The sequence below is a fragment of the Chitinophaga chungangae genome, from assembly GCF_017742215.1.
GTDB lineage: Bacteria > Bacteroidota > Bacteroidia > Chitinophagales > Chitinophagaceae > Chitinophaga > Chitinophaga chungangae.
On sequence record NZ_JAGHKP010000003.1, the window covers coordinates 69,475 to 90,681 of the forward strand.

Consider the following 21,207-nt stretch of genomic DNA (forward strand, 5'->3'; position numbering starts at 1 on the left):
ACATGAGATAAAATACATTCAGCTAAAACAAACAATCGACCGCACAAAAAAACCGGAAGCGCGCTAACACTCCCGGGTAAGATTGCAGGTTGATCAAAACGGGTTTCGAGACCTCCTTTTTAACAACCAAACGTTGCAAATCTATGCAAAAAACTGCTTATTGGAGCCGTTGGGACATGCCATGCCGGCTCCCAACCAAAATGCTCCGGATTATGAAGTTTACCAGCTTTCTCCTTCTCGCCATTTGTTTACATGTATCTGCCAGCACTTTTTCACAGTCCATCACCTTTTCCGGAAGGGATGTGCCGATGAAAAAACTTTTTGCCACCATTAAAAAACAGACCGGTTTTGTGGTATGGGGCAAATCGGAGCTCCTGCAAAAAGCAGGCACGGTATCGGTATCCGTGCAAAATATGCCGCTCACCAACTTCCTCGACCTGGTCATGAAAGACCAGCCGTTCAATTATAAGATCGCGGACAACACTATCATGTTGTACAGCAAGCCCATGCGTACCGCGGGAAACGAAACGCCGGAAGATAAAGGCTCGCCGGTGACCGGGCGGGTAACCGACAGCACGGGCGTTCCGCTCATCGGCGCTACGGTGCTGGTGATGGGCACCCGCCAATCCGCCGCCACCAACGAAGAAGGTAATTTTACCCTGCCTGTTTCGGCGGGCAATATCCTCCGCATCAGTTTCATCGGTTATAAAACAAGGGAGATCGCCATTACGCGCGCCATGCTGCAATCCGGCAATGCGGGCATTATTACGCTGTCTGTTCTTTCTTCCACTTTAACCGAACTGAACATTACCGCCAATACGGGTTACCAGTCTATTCCCAAAGAGCGCGCCACCGGTTCTTTCAGAGTGATCACCGAAGAAACGCTGGGCGCCAGGATGGAAACCGGGCTTATGGACAGGCTGGAAGGCACGGTGCCGGGCCTTTTTATGCAGAACGGCACTCCCACCATCCGCGGTCTTTCCACGCTTTACGGCAACCAGGCCCCGCTGTACGTGGTGGATGGATTTCCGTATGAAGGGGATCTGAATTACATCAACCCGGCAGACGTGGTGAACGTAACCGTGATGAAAGATGCGGCCGCAGCCTCCATTTACGGTACCAGGGCGGCTAACGGTGTGATCTCCATCACCACCCGCCGGGGAAACAGCGGAAAACTGACCGTGAACTTCAGCAGCACGGCATTTGTCACCGGCAAACCCGACGCCGGTTATCTCAACCTGCTTAATTCAAAGCAGATGGTGGATATGCAGGAGGAACTTTTTAATAAATGGCATCCTTCCTACAACGACGCTATCCGCCGCGGTGGCTCGAGCAAAGCGCTGGAAGCGCTGTACGACCGCGAGCAGGGCCTGATCAGCCAGGCGGAACTGGACGAAACCCTCGACCGTTTACGCGGCTACGACGGGCAAAGCCAGCTGGAAGACCTCTACATGCGCAACCGCATCAAACACCGCCAGAGCTTTTCCGCTACCGGCGGCAACGACGTTCACCGGTATAACATCTTCATGAACTATACCGGCAACAGCGGCTATGGATTGCAAACCCGGAACCAGGATGTGAACATCGGACTGAGAGACAATGTAAAAGTGTTCAAATGGCTGGATGCCGAAATAGGCGCCACCACCAACATCCGCAACGGAAAATATATCCGCGAAAGCCCGGAAAGTTTTTACCGGAACATGCCGTACGAGATCCTCAGGAACCCGGATGGCAGCTCCGCGCCGTTCACCACACTGAAATCCCGCTATGAGATCGAAAGATTAAAAGCCCTGGGACTGCACGACGAAACCTTTAACCCGCTGGACGAAATGGACAAGGCCGACCTGTCGTACTGGTCCAATTACTTCAGGCTCCAGGGAGGTTTCACCATTAAGATCATCCCCGGGCTTACGCTCGATCTCAAATACCAGACGGAACGCGGCACCAGCTACGATAAACAATATTACACTTCCGGTTCCTACTACGCCAAAAACCTGATCAACGACGCGGCGCAGATCGACGCAAACGGTGAAATTATATATAATGTCCCCAATGGCGGACAGGTTTATGAAACGCGTGGGAATTCCAAATCCTATACAGCCCGGGCGCAGCTCAACTTCGACCGGGAAATAGCGCCCAGGCATCGCCTGACGGCCCTTGCCGGCGTAGAGCGGCGCGCCATCTCCAACGCCACCACTTCGCTGTTCAAAATGGGTTACAACGATAACAATCTCCAGTTCCAACCCGTGGACGAACCTGCGCTGGGCAGCCTCAAAGGAACGCAGTCGCTGAACGGTCTTTTCTTCTGGAACTTCAACGGCAATACCAATTTCACGTATGTTGAAGAGCGGTACATTTCAACTTATGCCAACGCCGGGTATACCTTCAACGGAAAATATAACCTTACCGGCAGCGCGCGGATCGATAATTCCAACCTCTTCGGCACAGACCCCCGCTACCGCTACCTGCCGCTCTGGTCGGTGGGCGCAAGCTGGAGACTGACGGAGGAAGACTTTATGAAAGACATCCGCTGGCTGAACAGCCTGAGCGTACGCTCCACCTACGGGCTCGGCGGCAACGTGGCCCGGAACGTAGGCCCCTTTCTGCAGGCGCGCTCCACTTTCATGAACGAAGCGAATGCCACCGCCACAGATATCCTTTTCCCGCCCAACAAATCCCTGCGATGGGAGAAAACCGCCACCACCAATATCGGGATCGATTTTGCCGTGCTGAATAACCGTATCTCCGGATCGATGGATTATTACATCCGCAATTCCACCGATCTGCTGGGTGAGAAGCTGACCGACCCTACCAATGCTTTTCCTTACGCCCTGATCAATTACGGCAGCATGAAAAACAAAGGTTTCGAAATGGCGCTCAATACGCAGAACATCAATGCGAAACATTTCTCCTGGAACAGCACGCTGGCGTTGAGCTTTAACAAAAACCGGATGACGGACATCAATCTCCGCAATATGAGATACGACCTGCTCACGGCGGGTTACGGCGTGAACCGCATCGGTTACCCGATGGATGCGTTGTTCAGCTTCAAATACGCCGGGCTCGACCCCACCAACGGCACCGTGATGTTGTACGATGCGGAAGGTAAAGTGGTGACAAACTACGATCAGACCGGCACCGTCGTGGCGAATATGACCGACATCAACGGCCTGGCGTACAGCGGCACCCTTCGCCCGAAATACACCATGGGGCTCACCAACAGCTTTACCTACAAACAGTTTTCACTCAGCGTCATGATCATCGCCAACGGCGGCAACGTGATGCGGGATGTGGTTGGCCCGATACAGAACAACTTCGGCAAAACGAACGTAGACGCGAGAACGATGAACTTCTGGCGTAAACCGGGCGACGAAAATGTGCCTGGAATGTTGCCCGCGCCCGATCTGAGCGGAAGCGGCCGCGAATATTACAACCTGATCTGGTTCGCTAACGATCAGAACGTGCTGAAGGGAGATTATATCAAAGTAAGGGATATCGCATTGTCCTACAACTTTGCGCCGGCGCTGTCGCGTATTAAAAAGCTGTCGTCTGCCAAGCTGACGCTGCAGGTACAAAATCCGTTCAGCTGGTACAGGAACGATGCGGACATTGACCCGGAAGCGTACGTGCTCGCCAGCACTTATGCTAACAGATCATTGCCCGTGATGCCTGTTTACATGGCGGGTATCGACATCACATTCTAAAACGAGGAATCATGAAGAGATTACATCTGTATATCATTGTTATCATAACATTATCCGGCTGCGACAAGTTCCTGGACATTAAACCGAAAGACAAATTCATCCCGGTAACGGTGAGTGATTTCGAAAATATGCTCAATTCCGGTACGATGGTCAATTTCGGGGACCAGTACTGGGACCTGATGTCTGACGACGCTTTCCTGCCCGAAGGCGAGCCGGGCAATCTTTATTCGAAACAACAGCCGTATGGCAGGCTGATCTACACCTTCAACACGTCTCCCTACGACCAGGGCAACAACGATTTTATGTGGAGCGAAGGTTACAAACGGATCTTCTATTGCAACACGGTCATCAATAATATCATGGAAGCTACGGAAGGAACGGACGCCAACCGGAAGAGCGTTCGTGCGGAAGCCTATCTTTTCCGTGCCATGGAGCACCTGCAAATGGTGAACATCTATGCGCATCACTACGATGCCGCCACCGCCGCTTCGCAGCCCGGCATTCCCATCGCGCTGATAGCGGACATCAATGCAAAATTTGTACGGAACTCCGTACAGGAAGTATACGACCAGGTGCTGAGCGACGCCAACGCCGCGATCGCCGATCTGCCCGTTAAAAATAAACTGACGAAGTTCAGGGCCAGCAAAGCCGGCGGGTATGCGCTGCTCGCGAGAACTTACCTCTTTATGGGCGATTATGTGAACGCCCGCAAAAATGCGGACCTGGCGCTTTCCCTGCAAAGCGAACTGGCCGATATGAATGATTATAAGATCATCATCCCGGGGCCTTTCCCGAATGTGCCGGGCGCGCCCCTCGGCTGGACGGACATTCCCGACGCGCAGCGCAACAAGGAAACCATCGTGGCCAGGCATTTCCTGCGGCCTTTCGGCCTTGGGATGGACGTTTGCGCATCCCCGGAACTGTCTGCGCTTTTCTCCAACGACGACAAACGCTGGACACTGTATTACGCAGATGGATGGCCGCCCGCACCGCCGTTCAATTATATGAACAGGTACGGCGTGAAGATCTTCCTGCGCGGCGATTATTACAGCAACTATCTCAATGTGCCCGAAATGTACCTCGTGCGCGCGGAATGTTTCGCCCGCGACAACAAACTGGCGGAAGCCCTGGCAGACGTTAACAAACTGCGGGAGAACAGGATCGTGCCGGCGGCGTATAAAGCCTTTACGCCCGCGGACTTCGACAACGACGCTGAAAAAGTGTTACGTTTTGTTCTGGAAGAAAGAAGAAGGGAAATGGCATTTACCGGCATCCGCGTGATCGACCTGAAACGGTTGAACAAAGAAGCCCGTTTCTGCAAAACCGTTAAACATACAGCCGAAGGAGTGGAGCATGAATTGCTGCCCGGCAGCGATCAATACCTGCGCCAGTTGTGGCCCAACGCCACGATATTCAACCCGGAATGGCCGCTGAACCCGTAAACTGTTTTTCCCTGTTCCATATATGGCGCCGGAATGGCCGGCGCCATCCACTTCCTATTGATTTAATAAATCGGACATGCAAGACAACATAGTTAAAATTGAGGAGCTGTCGCACCGCTACAGTAAAGACTGGGCCGTGAAAGACGTCAGCTTTGAGATCAATAAAAAAGGCATTCTTGGATTGCTGGGCTCCAACGGGGCCGGCAAGTCTACCACCATGAACATCCTTTGCGGCGTGTTGAGCCAAACGAAAGGCCGCGTGCTGATCGAGGGCATCGATATGAGAACGGACCCGGAAGAAGCCAAAAAAAGGATCGGCTTCCTGCCGCAGAACGCGCCGCTTTACCTCGAGCAAACGGTGGACGAATACCTCACATTCTGCGCTCACCTCCGGCTCATAGAAAAAAATAAAATAAAAGCGGCGGTAGACATGGTGAAGGAACGTTGCGGCGTGGCGCATTTCAGCAAAAGGCTCATCGGCAATCTTTCCGGCGGTTACCGTCAAAGGGTGGGCATTGCACAGGCGATCATCCATACGCCGCTGCTGGTGGTGCTGGACGAGCCAACCAACGGCCTCGATCCCAACCAGATACTGGAAGTACGGCAGCTCATCAAGGAAATAGCGGCAGACCGTGCGGTGATCTTCTCTTCCCACATCCTTTCCGAAATACAGGCCACCTGCCAGGATATCATCATGATCGAAGGCGGGAAGATCGTATTTAAAGACACAATGGATTCTTTCAACAATTACATCGAGCCGGACAGTTTGATCGCCACATTGGAAAACCCGCCGGCCGAAGAGGAGCTGAGGGCTATCAGGGGAATAAAGGAAGTGGAATTTCTGTCGGACAAAACGGTGCGGGTAAGATTCGAGACAGGTGCGGACATCGCGGAAAACCTCGTGGAAACGAGCGTTCAGCGCAAATGGCGCCTGAAGGAAATAACGCTGGAGAAAAGCTCGCTCGACGCCATCTTCGCACAGTTATCCAATAAAAAATCTAAACCCGCCGTACAATCATGAAATTAATTATAAGAATAGCCCGCCAGGAACTGAGCCTCCTGTTTCATTCACCGGTGGCCTGGCTCATATTGATCGTGTTCCCCGTACAGATAGGGGTCAATTTTATCTATTACCTCCAGATGATAGGAAGGGCGCAGCGGATGGGCAATCACTTTTCCGACGTTACTTCCATGGTCTACGCCGGCCTGCATGAAGGGTTTTACCCGGGTGTGAAAAACACGCTTTACTTTTATATCCCGCTGCTCACGATGGGGCTTATCAGCCGTGAAATGCACAGCGGTTCCATCAAACTGTTATTGTCTTCACCCATTAAAGTGAGGGATATTGTGCTGGGGAAATATGTAGCGATGATGGGTTACGGCGCTTTGCTGCTGGTCATCATTTGCATGTACGCCGTCTCCGGTTCGTTTTTTATCGAGCATATCGACTGGACGTTGCTGGGCTCCGGCGCGCTGGGGCTTTACCTGCTCATTTGTGCTTACGCGGCCATCGGGCTGTTTATGTCGTCGCTCACCACTTACCAGGTTGTGGCGGCCATCAGCACATTGGCGGTACTGGCGGGCCTCAACTTCGTGGGCGGTCTGTTCCAGGGCAACGATACCGTGCGGCATATCACTTATTACATGTCTATCGCGGGCAGAACGGAACAATTCATTTTCGGCCTGATCAGTTCGCAGGACGCGATCTATTTTTTAGTGGTGATCGGTTTTTTCCTCGCGATCACGACGATGCGGCTGCAAAATCAACGCGAGGCAAAATCTTCTTCCGTCCGCACCTTCAGGTATCTCGGGCTGATAGCGTTGTGTTTCCTGGTCGGGTATGTCAGCTCGCTGCCGGCCCTTACCGGTTATATCGATATGACGGCCACCAAAACCCATACGCTCGGCCCGCAAAGCCGCGAGCTGATCGAAAAAATGGACCAGCCGCTGAAGATCACGACCTATGTGAACATTCTCGATAATAATTTTTACCTCGGCGCGCCGGAGAAAAAAAGCGCGGACGAAAGGATACTTACGCCGTACCGCCGTTTTATGCCGGACCTGGAAATGGATTACGTGTATTACTACGACTTTTCCAACAACGAAGGCCTGTATAAAAATTATCCCGGTGAAAGCGACGCCGCTATCGCAAAAAAAGTGGCGGACATCCAGGAGCTGGATTACAAAAAGGTATTGTCGCCCGAGCAGATCAAAAAAACGGTAGACCTCGGCCCTGAAGAAAACCGTCTCGTAAGACTTTTGCAATATGGCAACAAAAAAACTTTCCTGCGGTATTACAACGATATCAGGATCTATCCCGGCGAGCAGGAATTTACCGCCGCGCTGAAACGCCTGATCACGCCGGACGACATGCCGCTGGTCGTTTTTCTCCGCGGCAACGGCGAAAGAAGCATTACAAAAGCGGGTGATGCGGATTTCAGGATGTTCGTGAACGAGCTTACGTTCAGGGGCGCGCTGATCAACCAGGGATTTAACGTGGATACGGTCAATCTGGTGAATGACGAGATCCCCGCCACAACATCCGTACTGGTGATCGCGGACCCTAAAACGGCGCTTCCGCCGGATGCGCAGGCGAAGCTGGGCCAGTATATCGCAGGCGGCGGAAACCTGCTGGTGATCGCGGAACCGGGATCGCAGGAAATTCTGAACCCCGTATTGCAGCAGCTGGACGTGCAGGCGGGCAGCGCGCCGGTAACGGAAGAAAGCCGGGATTATGCGCCCGATTTTATCCTCGCCCGTTTTTCAGACAGCGCAGGGGCCATCAATCCCAAATTTTCGGCATACAGGGCCGATAAAGGCGTAGTGTCCATGCCAGGGGCGGTGAGCCTTCAATACGGGCAGCAGCATGGTTTTCACACCATTCCGCTGCTGGTCGCGAAAAACAACGGCGCGCTGGCAATTGCGGCGGAAAGAAAAGTGAACGGCAAAACGCAACGGATCGTGGTTACCGGCGATGCGGACTTTATGAGCTCCGGCGAACTGGCGCGGCGCAAACCGTACATCTGGAACCAGCCGCTGATCACGGAAATGTTCCGTTGGTTCACCTACGGCAAATTCCCCGTCAACACGGGCGCTATCAAATCGAAAGACGCGATCGACACCAACGATAAAGGAATCCTCACCATGCGGATATTTTTCTTCGGGGTAATACCCGGACTGCTGCTGGTTTTCGCCACGGTGCTGTTGTTGTACAGGAGAAGGAGATAACGATATTTTTTTACAGATCATCTATGCTTGCCCCAAAAAATTAAAAACTAACCGGCCACGAAGCCCGCTCTATGAGCGGGTTTTCGTTTTATGGTATGGCCCGTGGCGCACACTTTCCATAGTTGGCTGCCGCTTTCGGCAAATACCTATTTCAGGAGGGCGACCCGCAACGCCGTCTTCCTGTTGTCCCCGATCGTATACCCCAATCCTGAAATTTAATTATGTTTACACCGGCTTCAACGTTACATGGTGGAAAACTTTAGTTCATATCAGGAAAATGACCTGCTGATGCTGGTGGGAGCGGGGGACGAGCGCGCATTTTCCGCTATCGTCGCACATTATACGCCCATTATCTACGCCCAGCTGCTGCTGTACCTGAAACATGCGCAACGCGCCGAAGAAGCCGTGCAGGATATTTTCATGAGCATCTGGCGGAACCGGGAGAAGCTCCCGGGAATGGAAAACTTCCCGGGATATGTGTACGTCATCACCAGGAATAAAGTGCAAACGATCATCAAAGAAAAGGTTTTGTCCGTCGCCGAACCGCCCCCGGACCTGCTGCGGGCGCAGCTGGCCGGCCCCGAATCCGCCGTTCAGCTGAAAGAGCTGCAACAGGCCGTTTTTAAAGGCATCGACCGGTTGCCGGCGCGGCGGAAGGAGGTATTTACGCTCAGCCGCCTGGAAAACCTGACCTACGAAGAGATCGGCGAACGCCTCGGTATTTCCCGCAACGCTGTGAAGCAGCACATCACCGAAGCCATGGTGTTTCTCAGGCATTACCTGAAAAAAGAACTGGATGTGATCGTAATAGCGTTGATCTGGCTTTCGCTGCCCGGCGCCTGGCCCGTTTAAATTTTTTTTTACCCCGACCTACCCTCTCTCTTAAAAAAGCAGTTTATATAAGTAGTCATGCCACAAAACAACCTGGAATATTATATCGACCGTTTTGCACAGGGCACCATTTCTAAAGAGGAATGGGAGATTTTGCAGGACCTGCTCCGGCAGCCGGAAAATTCGGCCGCGCTGGATGAAATATTAAAGGAGCAGCTTGAGCAGTTTGCGGCGGCGCCTGCCATATATCCGGACGTGGTGAAACGCGTGCAGGAAGGCGTAGCAGCGCAGATATCCCGTGAAAAGGCCGTTCCCATGCGGCCCGTTCCCGGCGTGCATTTCCTGCGCAGATGGGGCTGGGCGGCGGCTTCCATCATATTGATCGCTGCCATCGGCGCATATTTCCTGACCGCGCGCAAAAAAGATCTGCAACCCCCGCTGATAACGGCAAACACCATGGATGTTGTGCCCGGTAAAACCGGCGCCATCCTCACGCTGGCAGATGGCACCACCATTCTGCTGGATAGCGCGGCCAACGGCCGGTTAGCTACGCAGCAGGGCAGCCAGGTGGTTAAAAAAGACGGGCAGATCGTGTACACTCCCGGTGGAGATGAAGGCGTTGCGGCTTACAATACGCTGCGCACTCCCCGCGGCCGCATGTACCAGGTCACGCTCCCTGATGGAACAAAGGCCTGGCTCAACGCCGCAAGTTCCATCAGTTACCCGGTCGTTTTTTCCGGCAGCGAGCGGGTAGTGGCCATAACGGGGGAAGTTTATTTCGAAGTGGCGCCGCACGCGCAAATGCCGTTCAGGGTGAAGCTGAACGAAACCGGTTCCGTAGAAGTGCTGGGCACGCATTTTAACATCAAGGCTTATGAGGAAGAAGAACTTGTCAGTACCACACTGCTCGAAGGCGCGGTACGCGTAGCCGGGAATGGGAAAAAAGTGATTTTGAAACCGGGGCAGCAGGCGCAGGTATCTTCAAAACAGTTGTCCGTCAAAACGCTTGGCCAGCAAGGCATTTCAGAAGCCATGGCCTGGAAGGAAGGACGGTTTAATTTCCAGGATGCAGACCTGCAGGACATCATGCGCCAGCTTTCCCGCTGGTACGATATCGAAGTGGTGTATGAAAACGGCATCCCCGACCTGGAGTTTATCGGCGGAATGGAACGGTCGCTCCCGCTTTCGGAAGTATTAAAAGGCTTGAAAATGTCCGGGGTGAATTTCCGCCTCGAGAACGGGAGACGTTTGATCGTTTCCCCATGAGCATGTTTACATGAGTTAAGTACATACAAAAACCAACCAGGCCCGGTTCGTGGAGGACGTCATCCGCGATCAGGGAGACTTTTTGTTCATTTTTATTCATTTTATCAACTAAATGTGTTCTTTAATGGCTGCTCAACCAAAAACGGCGGTATCACGATGGCAGGCCAGGTGGCTTGGCGTGATGCTGCTCATGTCGATCTGTTGGGGAATAAATGCCCAGTCCACCGGCCCCGTTATTACCTATACCGCGAAAGAAGCGCAACTGGTAACGGTATTCCAGGCTATCCGCGAACAAACGGGGTACAGTGTGTTTGGGGGTAAACAATTGTTGAAGGAAACCCAACCTGTTACCTGCGCGGTACGCAACATGCCGCTGACGGAATTTCTGGACCTGGTGCTGCGCAACCAGCAACTCTCCTATGAGATCAGCAACAAAACCATTTTCCTGAAAGCGAAGCCCGTTACGCCCGCCGGCGAGCGCCCCAATGAACCGGGAACGATCAGCGGTTCCGTAAAAAATGAGGCCGGCGCTCCGGTCACACCCGCAACGGTGATGCTGGAACCTCAAAAACAAGGCATGGTTACCAACGAGCGGGGCGAATATCAGTTTAAAAATTTACCGGAAGGATTTTACGTTGTGCAGGTTTCTTGTGTAGGCTACACGCGCGAAGAGAAAAGAGTGTACGTGAGCAAAGGCAGTCATACATTTGTTGATTTCGTGCTGAGCGGATCTTCCAGCCAGCTGAAAGAAGTGGTGGTGAGCAGCGGTTACCAGTCGTTCTCGGTAAAACGCAGCGCGGGCGCATATGCCAAACCGAATATGCAAATACTCCGGGACAGGACCACTTCCATGAATATCCTGCAGCGCCTGGACGGGCTGGTGCCGGGGCTTACCGTGAACAATGCGCCTTCGGCCGCAGGCACGCCGGTGCTGATCCGCGGCCTCACGTCCATCAACAGCAACAAATCGCCGCTGCTGGTGGTAGACGGTGTGCCGCTGGATAATATCAATTCACTGAACCCGCAGGACGTAGCGGAGATCACTGTATTAAAAGACGCTTCCGCCGCATCCATCTGGGGCGCAAGGGCCGCCAACGGGGTGATCGTTATCAGCACCCGCAAAGGCGGCAGGAACGAAAAACTCGCTATCGAATACGACGGTTTTGTGAATTTCCAGGGAAAGCCGGATGTTGATTATTACCCTGTGCTCAGCAGCCGGCAATTTATCCAGGCCGCCAGCGATATTTTCCGGCCGGACCTTTATCCGTGGGCAAACGTCAGCGCCTATACGGGATTGGGGTCTACCGGCGTGCCGCCGCACAACGTTATTTTGTACAACCGTTACCGCGGGCTGATTTCCGATGCGCAGGCAACGGCGAGCCTCGACAGTTTGGCGGCTATCAACAACGTCCGCCAGATACGCGATGCATGGTACCGGCCCGGTCTGCTCACCAACCATACGCTTTCGATACGGGGAGGCGGGGAATCGTACGGCATATACGGCTCGCTCGCGTATACCGGCACGCAAAGCAACAAACCGGGTGAAACGAACAACACGTATAAAATAAATGTCAGGCAGGATTATACCGTCAATAAACATCTCGATGTATTCCTGATCACAGATCTTACGAATGTAAATACCACCGCGCCGAGGAATGTGGAAGCAGATAACCGTTTTCTTCCTTACCAGCTGTTTGAGGACGCGCAGGGCAAACCGCTTTCCATTCCTTACGTGAAGCAGCTTTCCGATTCAACACGGCGGGCATTTGAAGGGAAAAGCGGCGTCAACCTGGATTACAACCCGCTGCTGGAGCGCGACTACGGTTATACCAAAGCAGACCTGCTGCAGGCAAGGATCACGGCGGGGCTTACGGTGAAGCTGCTGGATGGTTTATCTTTCTCCGGCGTATACGGGCTGTTTAAAACGGCGGAAAAGATCCGCTCTTACGACGACAGCCGGAGTTACCTGGTGCGCTCGGAAGCCGTACAATTCACCGTGCCCGCCACGGCGCCGGGCCAGCTGCCCAAATATTATCTCCCCGTCACCGGCGGAAGGTATTCGTTGTCGAACGCCACGCAAAACAACTGGACGGTTCGGAACCAACTCGCTTACGATAAGGCATGGAACGGCAAAAGGCATCAGCTTTCGCTGCTTGTGGGCCAGGAATCGCAGGAACAGCTGGTTGTGACCAGCCAGTCGCTCACGCGTGGTTATAACGAATTGCTGCAAACCTATCCCGCGATCGATTACGCCACGCTTTCCACCACCGGCGTAGCCGGCCCGGTGATGCCCAACAACGGTTCGCGCAGCCTGCTGGCCAATGCGCAGCCGTTCGGGGAAACGGAATCGCGCGTCAGGTTTCTTTCCTATTATGGCAATATGGGTTATACCTGGCTCAGGCGGTATACGTTCAACGGCAGCATCCGCCTGGACGAATCGAATCTTTTTGGCAGGGACCGTTCTTCGCAGCGCAAGCCGGTATGGAGCATTGGCGGGCGCTGGGAGCTGGGCGACGAATCGTTTATGGAACACCGGGCATTCAACGATCTTGCCCTGAGAGTGTCGTACGGCCTCACCGGGAATTCTCCCGTTCCGGGCACCGCTGCTTCTTACGACATCCTCGGCGCGCAATCCGGCTCCACGCTGCCGGGCAATACGGGGCTTGCCATCGTAACGCCGGCCAATGCCGCCCTTACCTGGGAAAGCTCCCGCACGCTGAATATCGGCGTCGATTTCGGGGTGCTGAAAGGCAACCGGCTGAGCGGGTCCGTCGATTTTTACAGCAAACAAACGGAGAACCTGATCGGCCAGATGGAAGTGAACCCCTTCTCGGGTTACAACACGGTGGTAGGGAACTTCGGGAATATGCGGAACACCGGCATTGAAGCGTCTATCCGTTCCCTCAACATCACCGCCGGCCGTTTCAGCTGGGTGAGCCAGCTGGTGCTTGCGTACAACCGCAACAAGATCACGAAGCTCAACCAGCCCGCGCTGATCGCAACCGGCGAGCAAAAAACCGGTACCATCTATCTCGCGGGTTACCCGGCGTTCGCTGTTTTTGCGTACGATTTCGCGGGGCTGGACGGTGAGGGCGATCCGCAGATCAGCTTGCAGGACGGTAAGGTCATAAAAGAAAGAAATGCCGCCATGCCTGACGACGTGCTGTACATGGGCACTTATCAGCCGGTGTGGAACGGCGGTCTGTCGAATATCTGGACGTTCGGGAACCTCTCGCTGTCTGCCAATATCGTTTACAACTTCGGGAATGTTATGCGGCGGGACGTGAATAGTTTTTATTCCGGCAACGGGCTGATCCCGCTTACGGCCAACAACGCCATGCAAAGCGGCGACCTGCGTTTTCGCAGCGGCAATGTGCATGCGGAATTTGCAGACAGGTGGCAGCAGCCCGGCGACGAGCAGACCACGAACGTTCCTTCCTGGATACCGGTGAACAGCGTGAATGCAAGCAGGAGGGACACAAGATATTATACGCAGGGCGACATCAACGTCGTGAGCGCCGCTTTCGTAAAACTGAGAGATATCTCGCTGAGTTACGACCTTCCGCGAAAGGTAGTGTCTGTGGCGAAACTCAACGGCGTGAAGCTGCGCCTGCAATTATCCAACGTAATGTTGTGGAAAGCCAACGACTACGGCATCGATCCTGAATTCCAGGACGCTCCGGGCGGCAGCGCCGCCGGGCAACTGGCCGGGGGCATCCGTTACATGCGTATCAACCAGGGCACTGTTACCGCGGGTGTAAATATCCGGTTTTAGAAAAAGAACATTTATTAAAAGAAGGACATGAAAAAATATATTGCTGCTCCGGCCATACTGCTTCTTCTGCTAACAGCCGGCATATCCTGCAAAAAAAGTTTCCTGGAGGTTTTGCCGAAAGGAAAGGTGATCGCGGTCGGCTACAAAGACTACGAGCTGTTGCTCAACAATCCCAACCTGCTGAATGTGGGCGCGGACGCGCAGCTGCTGATGGGAGACGAAGTAACCGCCATCGAGCCTTATTACAGCGGGCTTACCCTGCGCGAACAGCGCCTTTTTACCTGGAGCGACCAGGTTTATCAGCGCGATGAAAACAGCGCGGAAACTTCCGGTCCGCTCGCAAGCATCTATACCTATAACAAGATCATTAACGAAGTGATGGAAACGCCGGACGGAACGCCGGGGCAAAAAAGGATGGTACAGGCCGAAGCGCTTGCAGGGCGGGCGTGGACCTATTTCCTGCTGATCAATTATTACGGCAAACCTTATCAATCCTCCACAGCCGCGTCCGACCCGGGATTTCCCATCATTACCACGGCGGATATTACGGTGAACCAATTCAGCCGCGCTTCCGTACAGCAGGTGTACGATTTTATAACGGGCGACCTGGAGAAGGCGCTGCCCGATCTGTCTGTACCTGTATTTCATCGCCTCCGCATGAGCAAACCCGCCGCGCAGGCCCTGCTCGGGAAGGTGTATGTTTTTATGCAGCGCTACGAAGAAGCGCTTCCGCTCCTGGAAGCGTCGCTGCAGGGGCTTGCAACGGCGCAGGTGCCGGTCGGTCTGTACAACTACAACGAAACTTTTGCACCGGGCGGCGCTTTCACGCCGGTCGATATGTTCGGTCCTAATTATCCCGTTACCGCCAATAACCAGGAAGCGTTGTACCTCCGGCAATTCTCCAACTTTCATGTGCTGTTCAATACGCTGCAGGTGAAAAGTGAAACTATGGCATTGTATGCGCCTTCAGACCTTCGCCTGCTGTTGTACTCAAAAACGCCTTTCCCCGCCGGCGCGCCGTTCATGGGGGGCGCCCAGCGCAGAACAGCGCCCAGCATTGTGCCCTTTGGCGTAGTAGTGCCGGAAATATATTTGCTGATAGCGGAGTGTAAAGCCCGGTTGAAAGACCTTCCCGGTTCGGTAACCGCATTGGAGCAGCTGCGTGCCAAACGTATGCCGGAAGCCGATGCCGCCGTACCCGCCGTTATCGCGGGCGATCAGGCGCAATTACTGCGTTTCGTGATGGATGAACGCCTGCGGGAATACGCCGGGCTCGGCGTTCGCTGGTTCGATATGAGAAGGCTTTCCGTCGATCCGCTGTTCGGCAATCCTTCGTATACGCATACACTTTACCAGGCAGACGGCACTACCACCGCATACCAATTGCGGCCGGAACGTTTCGTGCTGAAGATCCCGCCCAGGATGCTGCTGACGAACCCGGGCATGGAAGACAATCCGTGATACTGAAACCAATCCACTGATAAAAACAGATCGTTACATGAAAAAGATCAAACTATCGTTACTCGTTTTACTGATCGCTGTCCCGCTGCTGGCGAGCGCCCAGCAACAGACCGCCATGATGGAGCAGATGAAAAGCCTCACCAAAGAAAGCGACCCGGGAAAAAGCGTTTCGCTGATGAGGAAGATCATCGCGGACAATAAGCTGGACGCGGCTAAGGACGCGGAAACGATCGACGTCTTAAAAGGCACCGTTGCGCTCGCTTTTCTTCGCGAACGCCGCTACGACGCGTTTAAAAAATATATCGGCGAAATAAAAAACAAATTCAACCAGACCTCTTATATGAACATGGGCGCCAGCATACTGGTGCGCGATAAGATCGATGCAAAAATGGCGGAACAGCTGGCGAAGGAAACGATCGATCTTTATCTTTCCTATAAAGACGATCCCGCCGCCAGGCCCGTATCCATGGAAGAAGCCGACTGGAAACGGTTCATGACCTTTGCCCAATACCCGTATTACGATACCTATGCCGCCGCGCTTTTCGCCAACGGAAAATATAAGGAAGCGCTGGCATACCAGGAGAAAACTTTTGACGGCGACCCGGAAGAAGGAATGTCGTCTTCCGTGGAGAGATATGCGCGGCTGCTGGCGCTCACGGGCCAGCAGGATAAAGCGTACGGCCTGCTGGAAGCCCTCACCAAAAAAGGCAAAGCAACGGCGGACATGCATGCGCAGCTGAAAGAGCTGTACGTCGGCAAACATGGCAGCACCAAGGGGTTTGATGAATATGTCGGCCGGCTGGAAAAAAGCGTGCAGACCGCGCTCAAAGAATCGCTGAAGCCCAAAATGAAAGACACCGTGGCGCCGGGTTTCGCGCTCCGCGATCTGAACGGCAAAATGGTATCGCTATCGGATTTCCGGGGGAAAGTAGTAGTGCTGGATTTCTGGGCTACCTGGTGCCAGCCCTGTATCGCTTCCTTCCCGGCGATGCAAAAAATGGTGAAACAGCACCCGGAGGTCGTATTCCTCTTTATTGCGACGCAGGAAAAGGCGGATGGCGCGTTGCTGAGGGTGAAATCATTCATGGAAAAGAAAAAATATCCTTTCCATGTGCTGATGGACGAACCGGTGGGGGACAAGGGTACTTTCCAGGTAGTCTCCAAATACAAGCCCAACGGCATCCCCGCAAAAGTGGTGATCGACGGCAGGGGCAGGATGCGGTTCATGAGCACCGGCTTTTCGACCGATTCCGAACTGATCAACGAGTTGGAAGCGATGATCGACCTTGCGAAAGAAGCATCCTGATCGACGTAAAAATCTTTTTTTTGAAGCCCTGCTCCCTGAGCGGGGCTTCATTTTTTAACAGGCAACATAGAAGATATTGCTTAGGTGATAATTCGTTGAATGTTATTGTAAAAATACTTTCGTATATTCGTAGCGTTAGATGTATATCGCTGCCATAAGAAGCGCCCATCGCTTTGTTGTGAGACAAATGAACCCTATTTTTCATTCCTTCAACAGCAGTACCCGGGAAAAACAGGGATGCCCCGTTTTTCATTATTAAACACATCCGAGATAAGTTCGCTCCCCGCACGCATGAGGGGAAAATTACGCATGGCGCCGCCCGGACGGGCGATCTGCAGCGGCATTCCCGCAAGTGGTCTGTCGCGCAGGCCCGCATTTACAAATGCCGGGCCGGCAGGTATGTTATTGCCCGGCTCAAAACGCCCCGAAAGTATCCAGGCTAACCGATTTGTTAACTAATAAATTTTAACCATGAGTAAACATTCTATCCGGGTAACTTCAATTGTTTGCAACGCCACTTCCGAATCCGGCGTTACCGATGGCGACGAAGTGTATTTGGTATGCCAGGCAGATGGCGGATTACCCATCCGCGTGCCTGCCAAGATCAATTCCAGCGAAAACATGGAGAAAGGCGATACCTGGAACCTGGAAGACCTCGTGCTCAACTTTGAGTATGAAGTGCTGGTCACCATTTGGGACCACGATCTGAGTTACGATCCCAACCTCGCCACCTATCTCCAGAGCACCGATTTCGAGCCGGGCAGCGGTTCCGGTTCCAGGCGGCTGAAAAACCATAACGGGGCGGATTACACCATCTCTTACACGTACATCGATTAAGCCCCCATTTATTCCGTAAATCAAAAAAAACATTGTTATGAAAGAAGCACTGAAAATACAACTCGCAAATTATGCAGGGCTTTACCGGTCCATGCAATCCCCGTCAGCACCCAAACCTCCTTCCAAACCGGCATCGATGGAAAAAGAAAAAGAAGTCTTTGAAGAAGCGGCAAAAGCCTGGGCCAGCTACAGCAACTCACCTGAAGGAAAAAAGGAACTGGCGGCGGTGGAGCATATGGACCTGCAGGAAGTACGGTCGTATGTGGCAAGCCTGCCCGACAAACCGGTATTCGTTAAACTGATCAGCTGGATCAGGTCGCTGGACCTTCCGGAAAGCAGTTTCACGATAGGCCTGAGCTTCGAGGCGGAATTGGTCATCGGGTTTTCCGGGACCATCGGGGTAGCCATCGGCGTCGGAAATTCGAAGGGGATGCAGACTGCTGAATTTTTAGCGTTGTCGCTGGAAGAAGGCCTGGAGATCGGAGTAATGGGAGGCGTGCAGTTCGGGTTGTGGAACAGTACACCGGCAGACCTGGAAGGGTACCGGTGGGGCACGGAAATAGATCTCGGTTTCGAGGCGGAAATGAGCGCGGGCATTTATTATACTTCAGACGGTATTTCCGGTATAGCGGTCACTCTCGGCATAGGCGTGGAAGATGGCATCGCCGAAGTGGAATGTTATATATTCATCCTGGGCGACCAGGGAGCGGACCCGTACATCAAACCGGTCGTCCAGCCCCGGAAGAACAACTTTTTAATCATCGAAAGCCTGAAATGCGTGCATCCTTCCAACGACGGGGCGGGCGATGAGAACGAGATCTATTTTATTTTCCAGGCCGACGGCGATACACAATATCCATATCCTACGTACGATTATTTTTCGATGAAGGAAGGGGAAACCTGGCAATGCGGCCGTTCAGTCTGGTTCAATTCCAGCGTGGCGGTAACGGTGTATGACGAAGACGGCTCGAGCGACAATGATGTGGTGGGCACATTCAGCATCAGCCTTTCACAGCTGTCGCCGGGCAAAAGCGTTACTTTCAAAAGCACCAAGGATTATTCGTCCAGGACGGATGCCGTGGAATACACGATCAATGTGAAGCTGGTAGCGCAGAACGTTCCGGCAAAGGTCTCATAACAGGGATGCGGTAGATACCAAGAGGGCCGGTCTGAAAAACAATTGCTGTTTTCCGGGCCGGTCCTTTTAGTACCTGCTAACCGGCGGCGGCATCACCGTTTTTACCTGGTTCGCGGCGCTGATCCCGCGGAATCCCGAAAATGTGAATTTTGAATACCTCTTAGCGAAAATAAGCCCAGTCCCGCGGTTTTTTTTAACCGGACTAATGCCTAGATTTGACATTACAGGTACTACGGGTTTTCATGGATATCGCATTACTACAGGAGCAGGTTGCCGTCTACCGGAATGAAGAAGCCTACAAGCAGTTGTTTCTTCACTTCTATAAAGGCCTCGTGCGCTTTGCCGATACGTATGTAAGGCAGGGCGAAGTGGCGGAAGAGCTCGTGTCCGACGCCATCCTGAAGGTATGGACCATGAAAGAAGGCCTGCTGAACATCCACAACCTGAAAGTCTATCTTTTTAAATCCGTCAAAAATGCCGCGATCAATTACCTGGTGAAAAACCGGAACTACATCGTTTGCGACATCGACAATATCGCCCCGGCTTCATTTGTTTCCTACCTTACGCCGGAAGACATCTACATCGGCCGCGAACTGAAAAACGACTTCGCCAAAGCCATTTCCCAGCTGCCTCCCAAATGCCAGATGGCCTACAAACTGGTACGCGAAGAAAAATTCAGCTATAAAGAAGTGGCCGCCATCATGGAGATCTCCGAAAACACGGTGGACCGCCACCTGAATATCGCCATGCGCCGCCTGGCGGATGTGTTTAAAACCCACCGCGGCAGCTCCGCCGGAAAATTCTAAAAAAATCCCGAAAAGGATTGGGGAGTTTGTTCCCGGATCTTGTCTTATAAGCAATTACCCTTTGTTAAATGCAGGAGGACCGTTTTTATCATTTAATGGGCCGGGTTTTGTCCGGCAGTGCCAGCGACCCTGAAGCAGCGGAGCTGCAACAGCTGATCGCGGAGGATGAGAGGCTGCGGCTGCTGTATTGGCAGATGGTGCCGGGAACGGCGGAACGGGAGGAGGAAGAACAGTCTGAGGCCCTTCAGGCCTACGCCACCCACTTCGCCAAAATGCAGATCGCCGGGCTGATGGACGAAGCGGAAACGCCCGCGCCTGCGCCCCGGAGATTCCGTAAAGCGCTCGTAATGACGGTTTTTCTGCTTGCGCTCACCTGCGCGGGAGGCTGGTGGTACTGGTCTGCCTCTTCCGGGCAAACCCGCGGGGCCGCGGCGCAGGAAGTGAAAACACCGAAAGGGTCGCAGTCTTATTTCACCCTGGCAGACGGCACGGAAGTGTGGCTGAACTCCAACAGCAAGATCACTTACGGAGACGATTTCAACCGTTCTTCCCGTAACGTGCGGCTCACCGGCGAAGCTTATTTTAAAGTGGCGAAAGATGAAGACATGCCTTTTATCATCGAGGCGGGCGGGCTGAAAGTGAAAGTGCTCGGCACCGTATTTAACATAAGGTCCTACCCGGACGAGCAGAACACAGAAACCACGCTGGTAAGCGGTTCCGTGGCCATAACGCTTACGGACCAGCCCGGCAACACGATCCAGCTGAAACCCGGCGAAAAACTGGCCGTGCGCAACCGCATCAGCCCGGTATACCAGGCGCAGCATAATGCAGACAGCCTGGAGGCGCAGCAGGTCCCGATCCTGACGCTCAGCAAACTGCGTACGGACCCGCTGGACGGCACCCTGCTGGACGCAGGATGGAAAGAAGGCAAACTGATCTTCGACGGGGACAACTTCGGGAAAGTGGCTTCCAAACTGGAAAAATGGTACAATGTTACCGTGGTCGTGGAAAACGATGCCCTATACAACGCCAGCTTTACCGGCGTTTTTGAGAAGAAATCAATGACAGACGTATTAAACGCGCTACAGGCTACAGGAAAAATAACATACAGCCAGGACAATGATACGGTGTATGTTCGCTAACAATATTTTCGCTAACAAATGATCACAAAAAATTTCGCGTAACAAGTTCTCACGTTAATGTATTGAATATGGTATAAAAGCAATCACAATCAACTGAAATCACAAAAAAGAAGGAGAATGCTTGCGACATTCTCCGTTCTCAGGCAATGTAAGGCTTCTCCGGTTCATCAGGGAAGGGGAAGCCTATTTTTCAAAACCTAACATCAAAAGTATGAAAAAAATCAGATTGGGTCCGGGTGCGAGCCCCGGTCGTCCTGTCGCGCCACTTATC

General features: G+C 53.2%; 13 protein-coding genes. All 13 read left to right on the plus strand.

Annotation, left to right across the window (positions count from 1 at the left end; genetic code table 11):
- The first annotated feature begins 212 nt into the window (after positions 1 to 212).
- Positions 213 to 3,704, plus strand: a complete 3,492-nt coding sequence (locus J7I43_RS14745; RefSeq protein WP_209146486.1) for a SusC/RagA family TonB-linked outer membrane protein — start codon at positions 213 to 215, stop codon at positions 3,702 to 3,704.
- A gap of 11 nt (positions 3,705 to 3,715) precedes the next feature.
- Positions 3,716 to 5,146: a RagB/SusD family nutrient uptake outer membrane protein gene (locus J7I43_RS14750; protein WP_209146487.1), complete on the plus strand. Its 1,431-nt coding sequence runs from the start codon at positions 3,716 to 3,718 to the stop codon at positions 5,144 to 5,146.
- Positions 5,147 to 5,222: 76 nt separating this feature from the next.
- On the plus strand, positions 5,223 to 6,167 hold the full coding sequence (locus J7I43_RS14755; protein ID WP_209146488.1) for an ABC transporter ATP-binding protein: 945 nt from the start codon (positions 5,223 to 5,225) through the stop codon (positions 6,165 to 6,167).
- Positions 6,164 to 8,374, plus strand: coding sequence for a Gldg family protein (locus J7I43_RS14760; protein WP_209146489.1), 2,211 nt, complete (start codon positions 6,164 to 6,166; stop codon positions 8,372 to 8,374). The genes J7I43_RS14755 and J7I43_RS14760 overlap by 4 nt, the downstream gene beginning before the upstream one ends.
- A gap of 246 nt (positions 8,375 to 8,620) precedes the next feature.
- Positions 8,621 to 9,226: an RNA polymerase sigma factor gene (locus tag J7I43_RS14765; protein ID WP_209146490.1), complete on the plus strand. Its 606-nt coding sequence runs from the start codon at positions 8,621 to 8,623 to the stop codon at positions 9,224 to 9,226.
- Between the two features lie 57 nt (positions 9,227 to 9,283).
- Positions 9,284 to 10,471, plus strand: coding sequence for a FecR family protein (locus tag J7I43_RS14770; RefSeq protein WP_209146491.1), 1,188 nt, complete (start codon positions 9,284 to 9,286; stop codon positions 10,469 to 10,471).
- Between the two features lie 124 nt (positions 10,472 to 10,595).
- Positions 10,596 to 14,246 carry a SusC/RagA family TonB-linked outer membrane protein gene (locus tag J7I43_RS14775; protein WP_209146492.1) on the plus strand — a complete coding sequence of 1,217 codons (3,651 nt, stop codon included), beginning with the start codon at positions 10,596 to 10,598 and terminating at the stop codon, positions 14,244 to 14,246.
- A gap of 27 nt (positions 14,247 to 14,273) precedes the next feature.
- Complete coding sequence (locus J7I43_RS14780) at positions 14,274 to 15,707, plus strand: RagB/SusD family nutrient uptake outer membrane protein (RefSeq protein ID WP_209146493.1); 1,434 nt, start codon at positions 14,274 to 14,276, stop codon at positions 15,705 to 15,707.
- Between the two features lie 37 nt (positions 15,708 to 15,744).
- On the plus strand, positions 15,745 to 17,013 hold the full coding sequence (locus J7I43_RS14785; RefSeq protein ID WP_209146494.1) for a TlpA disulfide reductase family protein: 1,269 nt from the start codon (positions 15,745 to 15,747) through the stop codon (positions 17,011 to 17,013).
- A 471-nt stretch (positions 17,014 to 17,484) separates the two neighbouring features.
- Positions 17,485 to 17,850: a hypothetical protein gene (locus J7I43_RS14790; RefSeq protein WP_209146495.1), complete on the plus strand. Its 366-nt coding sequence runs from the start codon at positions 17,485 to 17,487 to the stop codon at positions 17,848 to 17,850.
- Between the two features lie 37 nt (positions 17,851 to 17,887).
- Positions 17,888 to 18,988: a C2 domain-containing protein gene (locus tag J7I43_RS14795; protein ID WP_209146496.1), complete on the plus strand. Its 1,101-nt coding sequence runs from the start codon at positions 17,888 to 17,890 to the stop codon at positions 18,986 to 18,988.
- 242 nt (positions 18,989 to 19,230) lie between these two features.
- Positions 19,231 to 19,794, plus strand: coding sequence for an RNA polymerase sigma-70 factor (locus tag J7I43_RS14800; protein WP_209146497.1), 564 nt, complete (start codon positions 19,231 to 19,233; stop codon positions 19,792 to 19,794).
- A 68-nt stretch (positions 19,795 to 19,862) separates the two neighbouring features.
- The gene (locus J7I43_RS14805) at positions 19,863 to 20,936 is read left to right on the plus strand and encodes a FecR family protein (protein ID WP_209146498.1); all 1,074 of its coding nucleotides are present in this window, start codon (positions 19,863 to 19,865) and stop codon (positions 20,934 to 20,936) included.
- The last annotated feature ends 271 nt before the right edge of the window (positions 20,937 to 21,207 follow it).

What these genes read in the sequence shown, in the direction of transcription:
- J7I43_RS14745 (WP_209146486.1), top strand. Translation starts at nt 213, where the DNA reads ATGAAGTTTACCAGCTTTCTCCTTCTCGCCATTTGTTTACATGTATCT.
- J7I43_RS14750 (WP_209146487.1), top strand. Translation starts at nt 3,716, where the DNA reads ATGAAGAGATTACATCTGTATATCATTGTTATCATAACATTATCCGGC.
- J7I43_RS14755 (WP_209146488.1), top strand. Translation starts at nt 5,223, where the DNA reads ATGCAAGACAACATAGTTAAAATTGAGGAGCTGTCGCACCGCTACAGT.
- J7I43_RS14760 (WP_209146489.1), top strand. Translation starts at nt 6,164, where the DNA reads ATGAAATTAATTATAAGAATAGCCCGCCAGGAACTGAGCCTCCTGTTT.
- J7I43_RS14765 (WP_209146490.1), top strand. Translation starts at nt 8,621, where the DNA reads ATGGTGGAAAACTTTAGTTCATATCAGGAAAATGACCTGCTGATGCTG.
- J7I43_RS14770 (WP_209146491.1), top strand. Translation starts at nt 9,284, where the DNA reads ATGCCACAAAACAACCTGGAATATTATATCGACCGTTTTGCACAGGGC.
- J7I43_RS14775 (WP_209146492.1), top strand. Translation starts at nt 10,596, where the DNA reads ATGGCTGCTCAACCAAAAACGGCGGTATCACGATGGCAGGCCAGGTGG.
- J7I43_RS14780 (WP_209146493.1), top strand. Translation starts at nt 14,274, where the DNA reads ATGAAAAAATATATTGCTGCTCCGGCCATACTGCTTCTTCTGCTAACA.
- J7I43_RS14785 (WP_209146494.1), top strand. Translation starts at nt 15,745, where the DNA reads ATGAAAAAGATCAAACTATCGTTACTCGTTTTACTGATCGCTGTCCCG.
- J7I43_RS14790 (WP_209146495.1), top strand. Translation starts at nt 17,485, where the DNA reads ATGAGTAAACATTCTATCCGGGTAACTTCAATTGTTTGCAACGCCACT.
- J7I43_RS14795 (WP_209146496.1), top strand. Translation starts at nt 17,888, where the DNA reads ATGAAAGAAGCACTGAAAATACAACTCGCAAATTATGCAGGGCTTTAC.
- J7I43_RS14800 (WP_209146497.1), top strand. Translation starts at nt 19,231, where the DNA reads ATGGATATCGCATTACTACAGGAGCAGGTTGCCGTCTACCGGAATGAA.
- J7I43_RS14805 (WP_209146498.1), top strand. Translation starts at nt 19,863, where the DNA reads ATGCAGGAGGACCGTTTTTATCATTTAATGGGCCGGGTTTTGTCCGGC.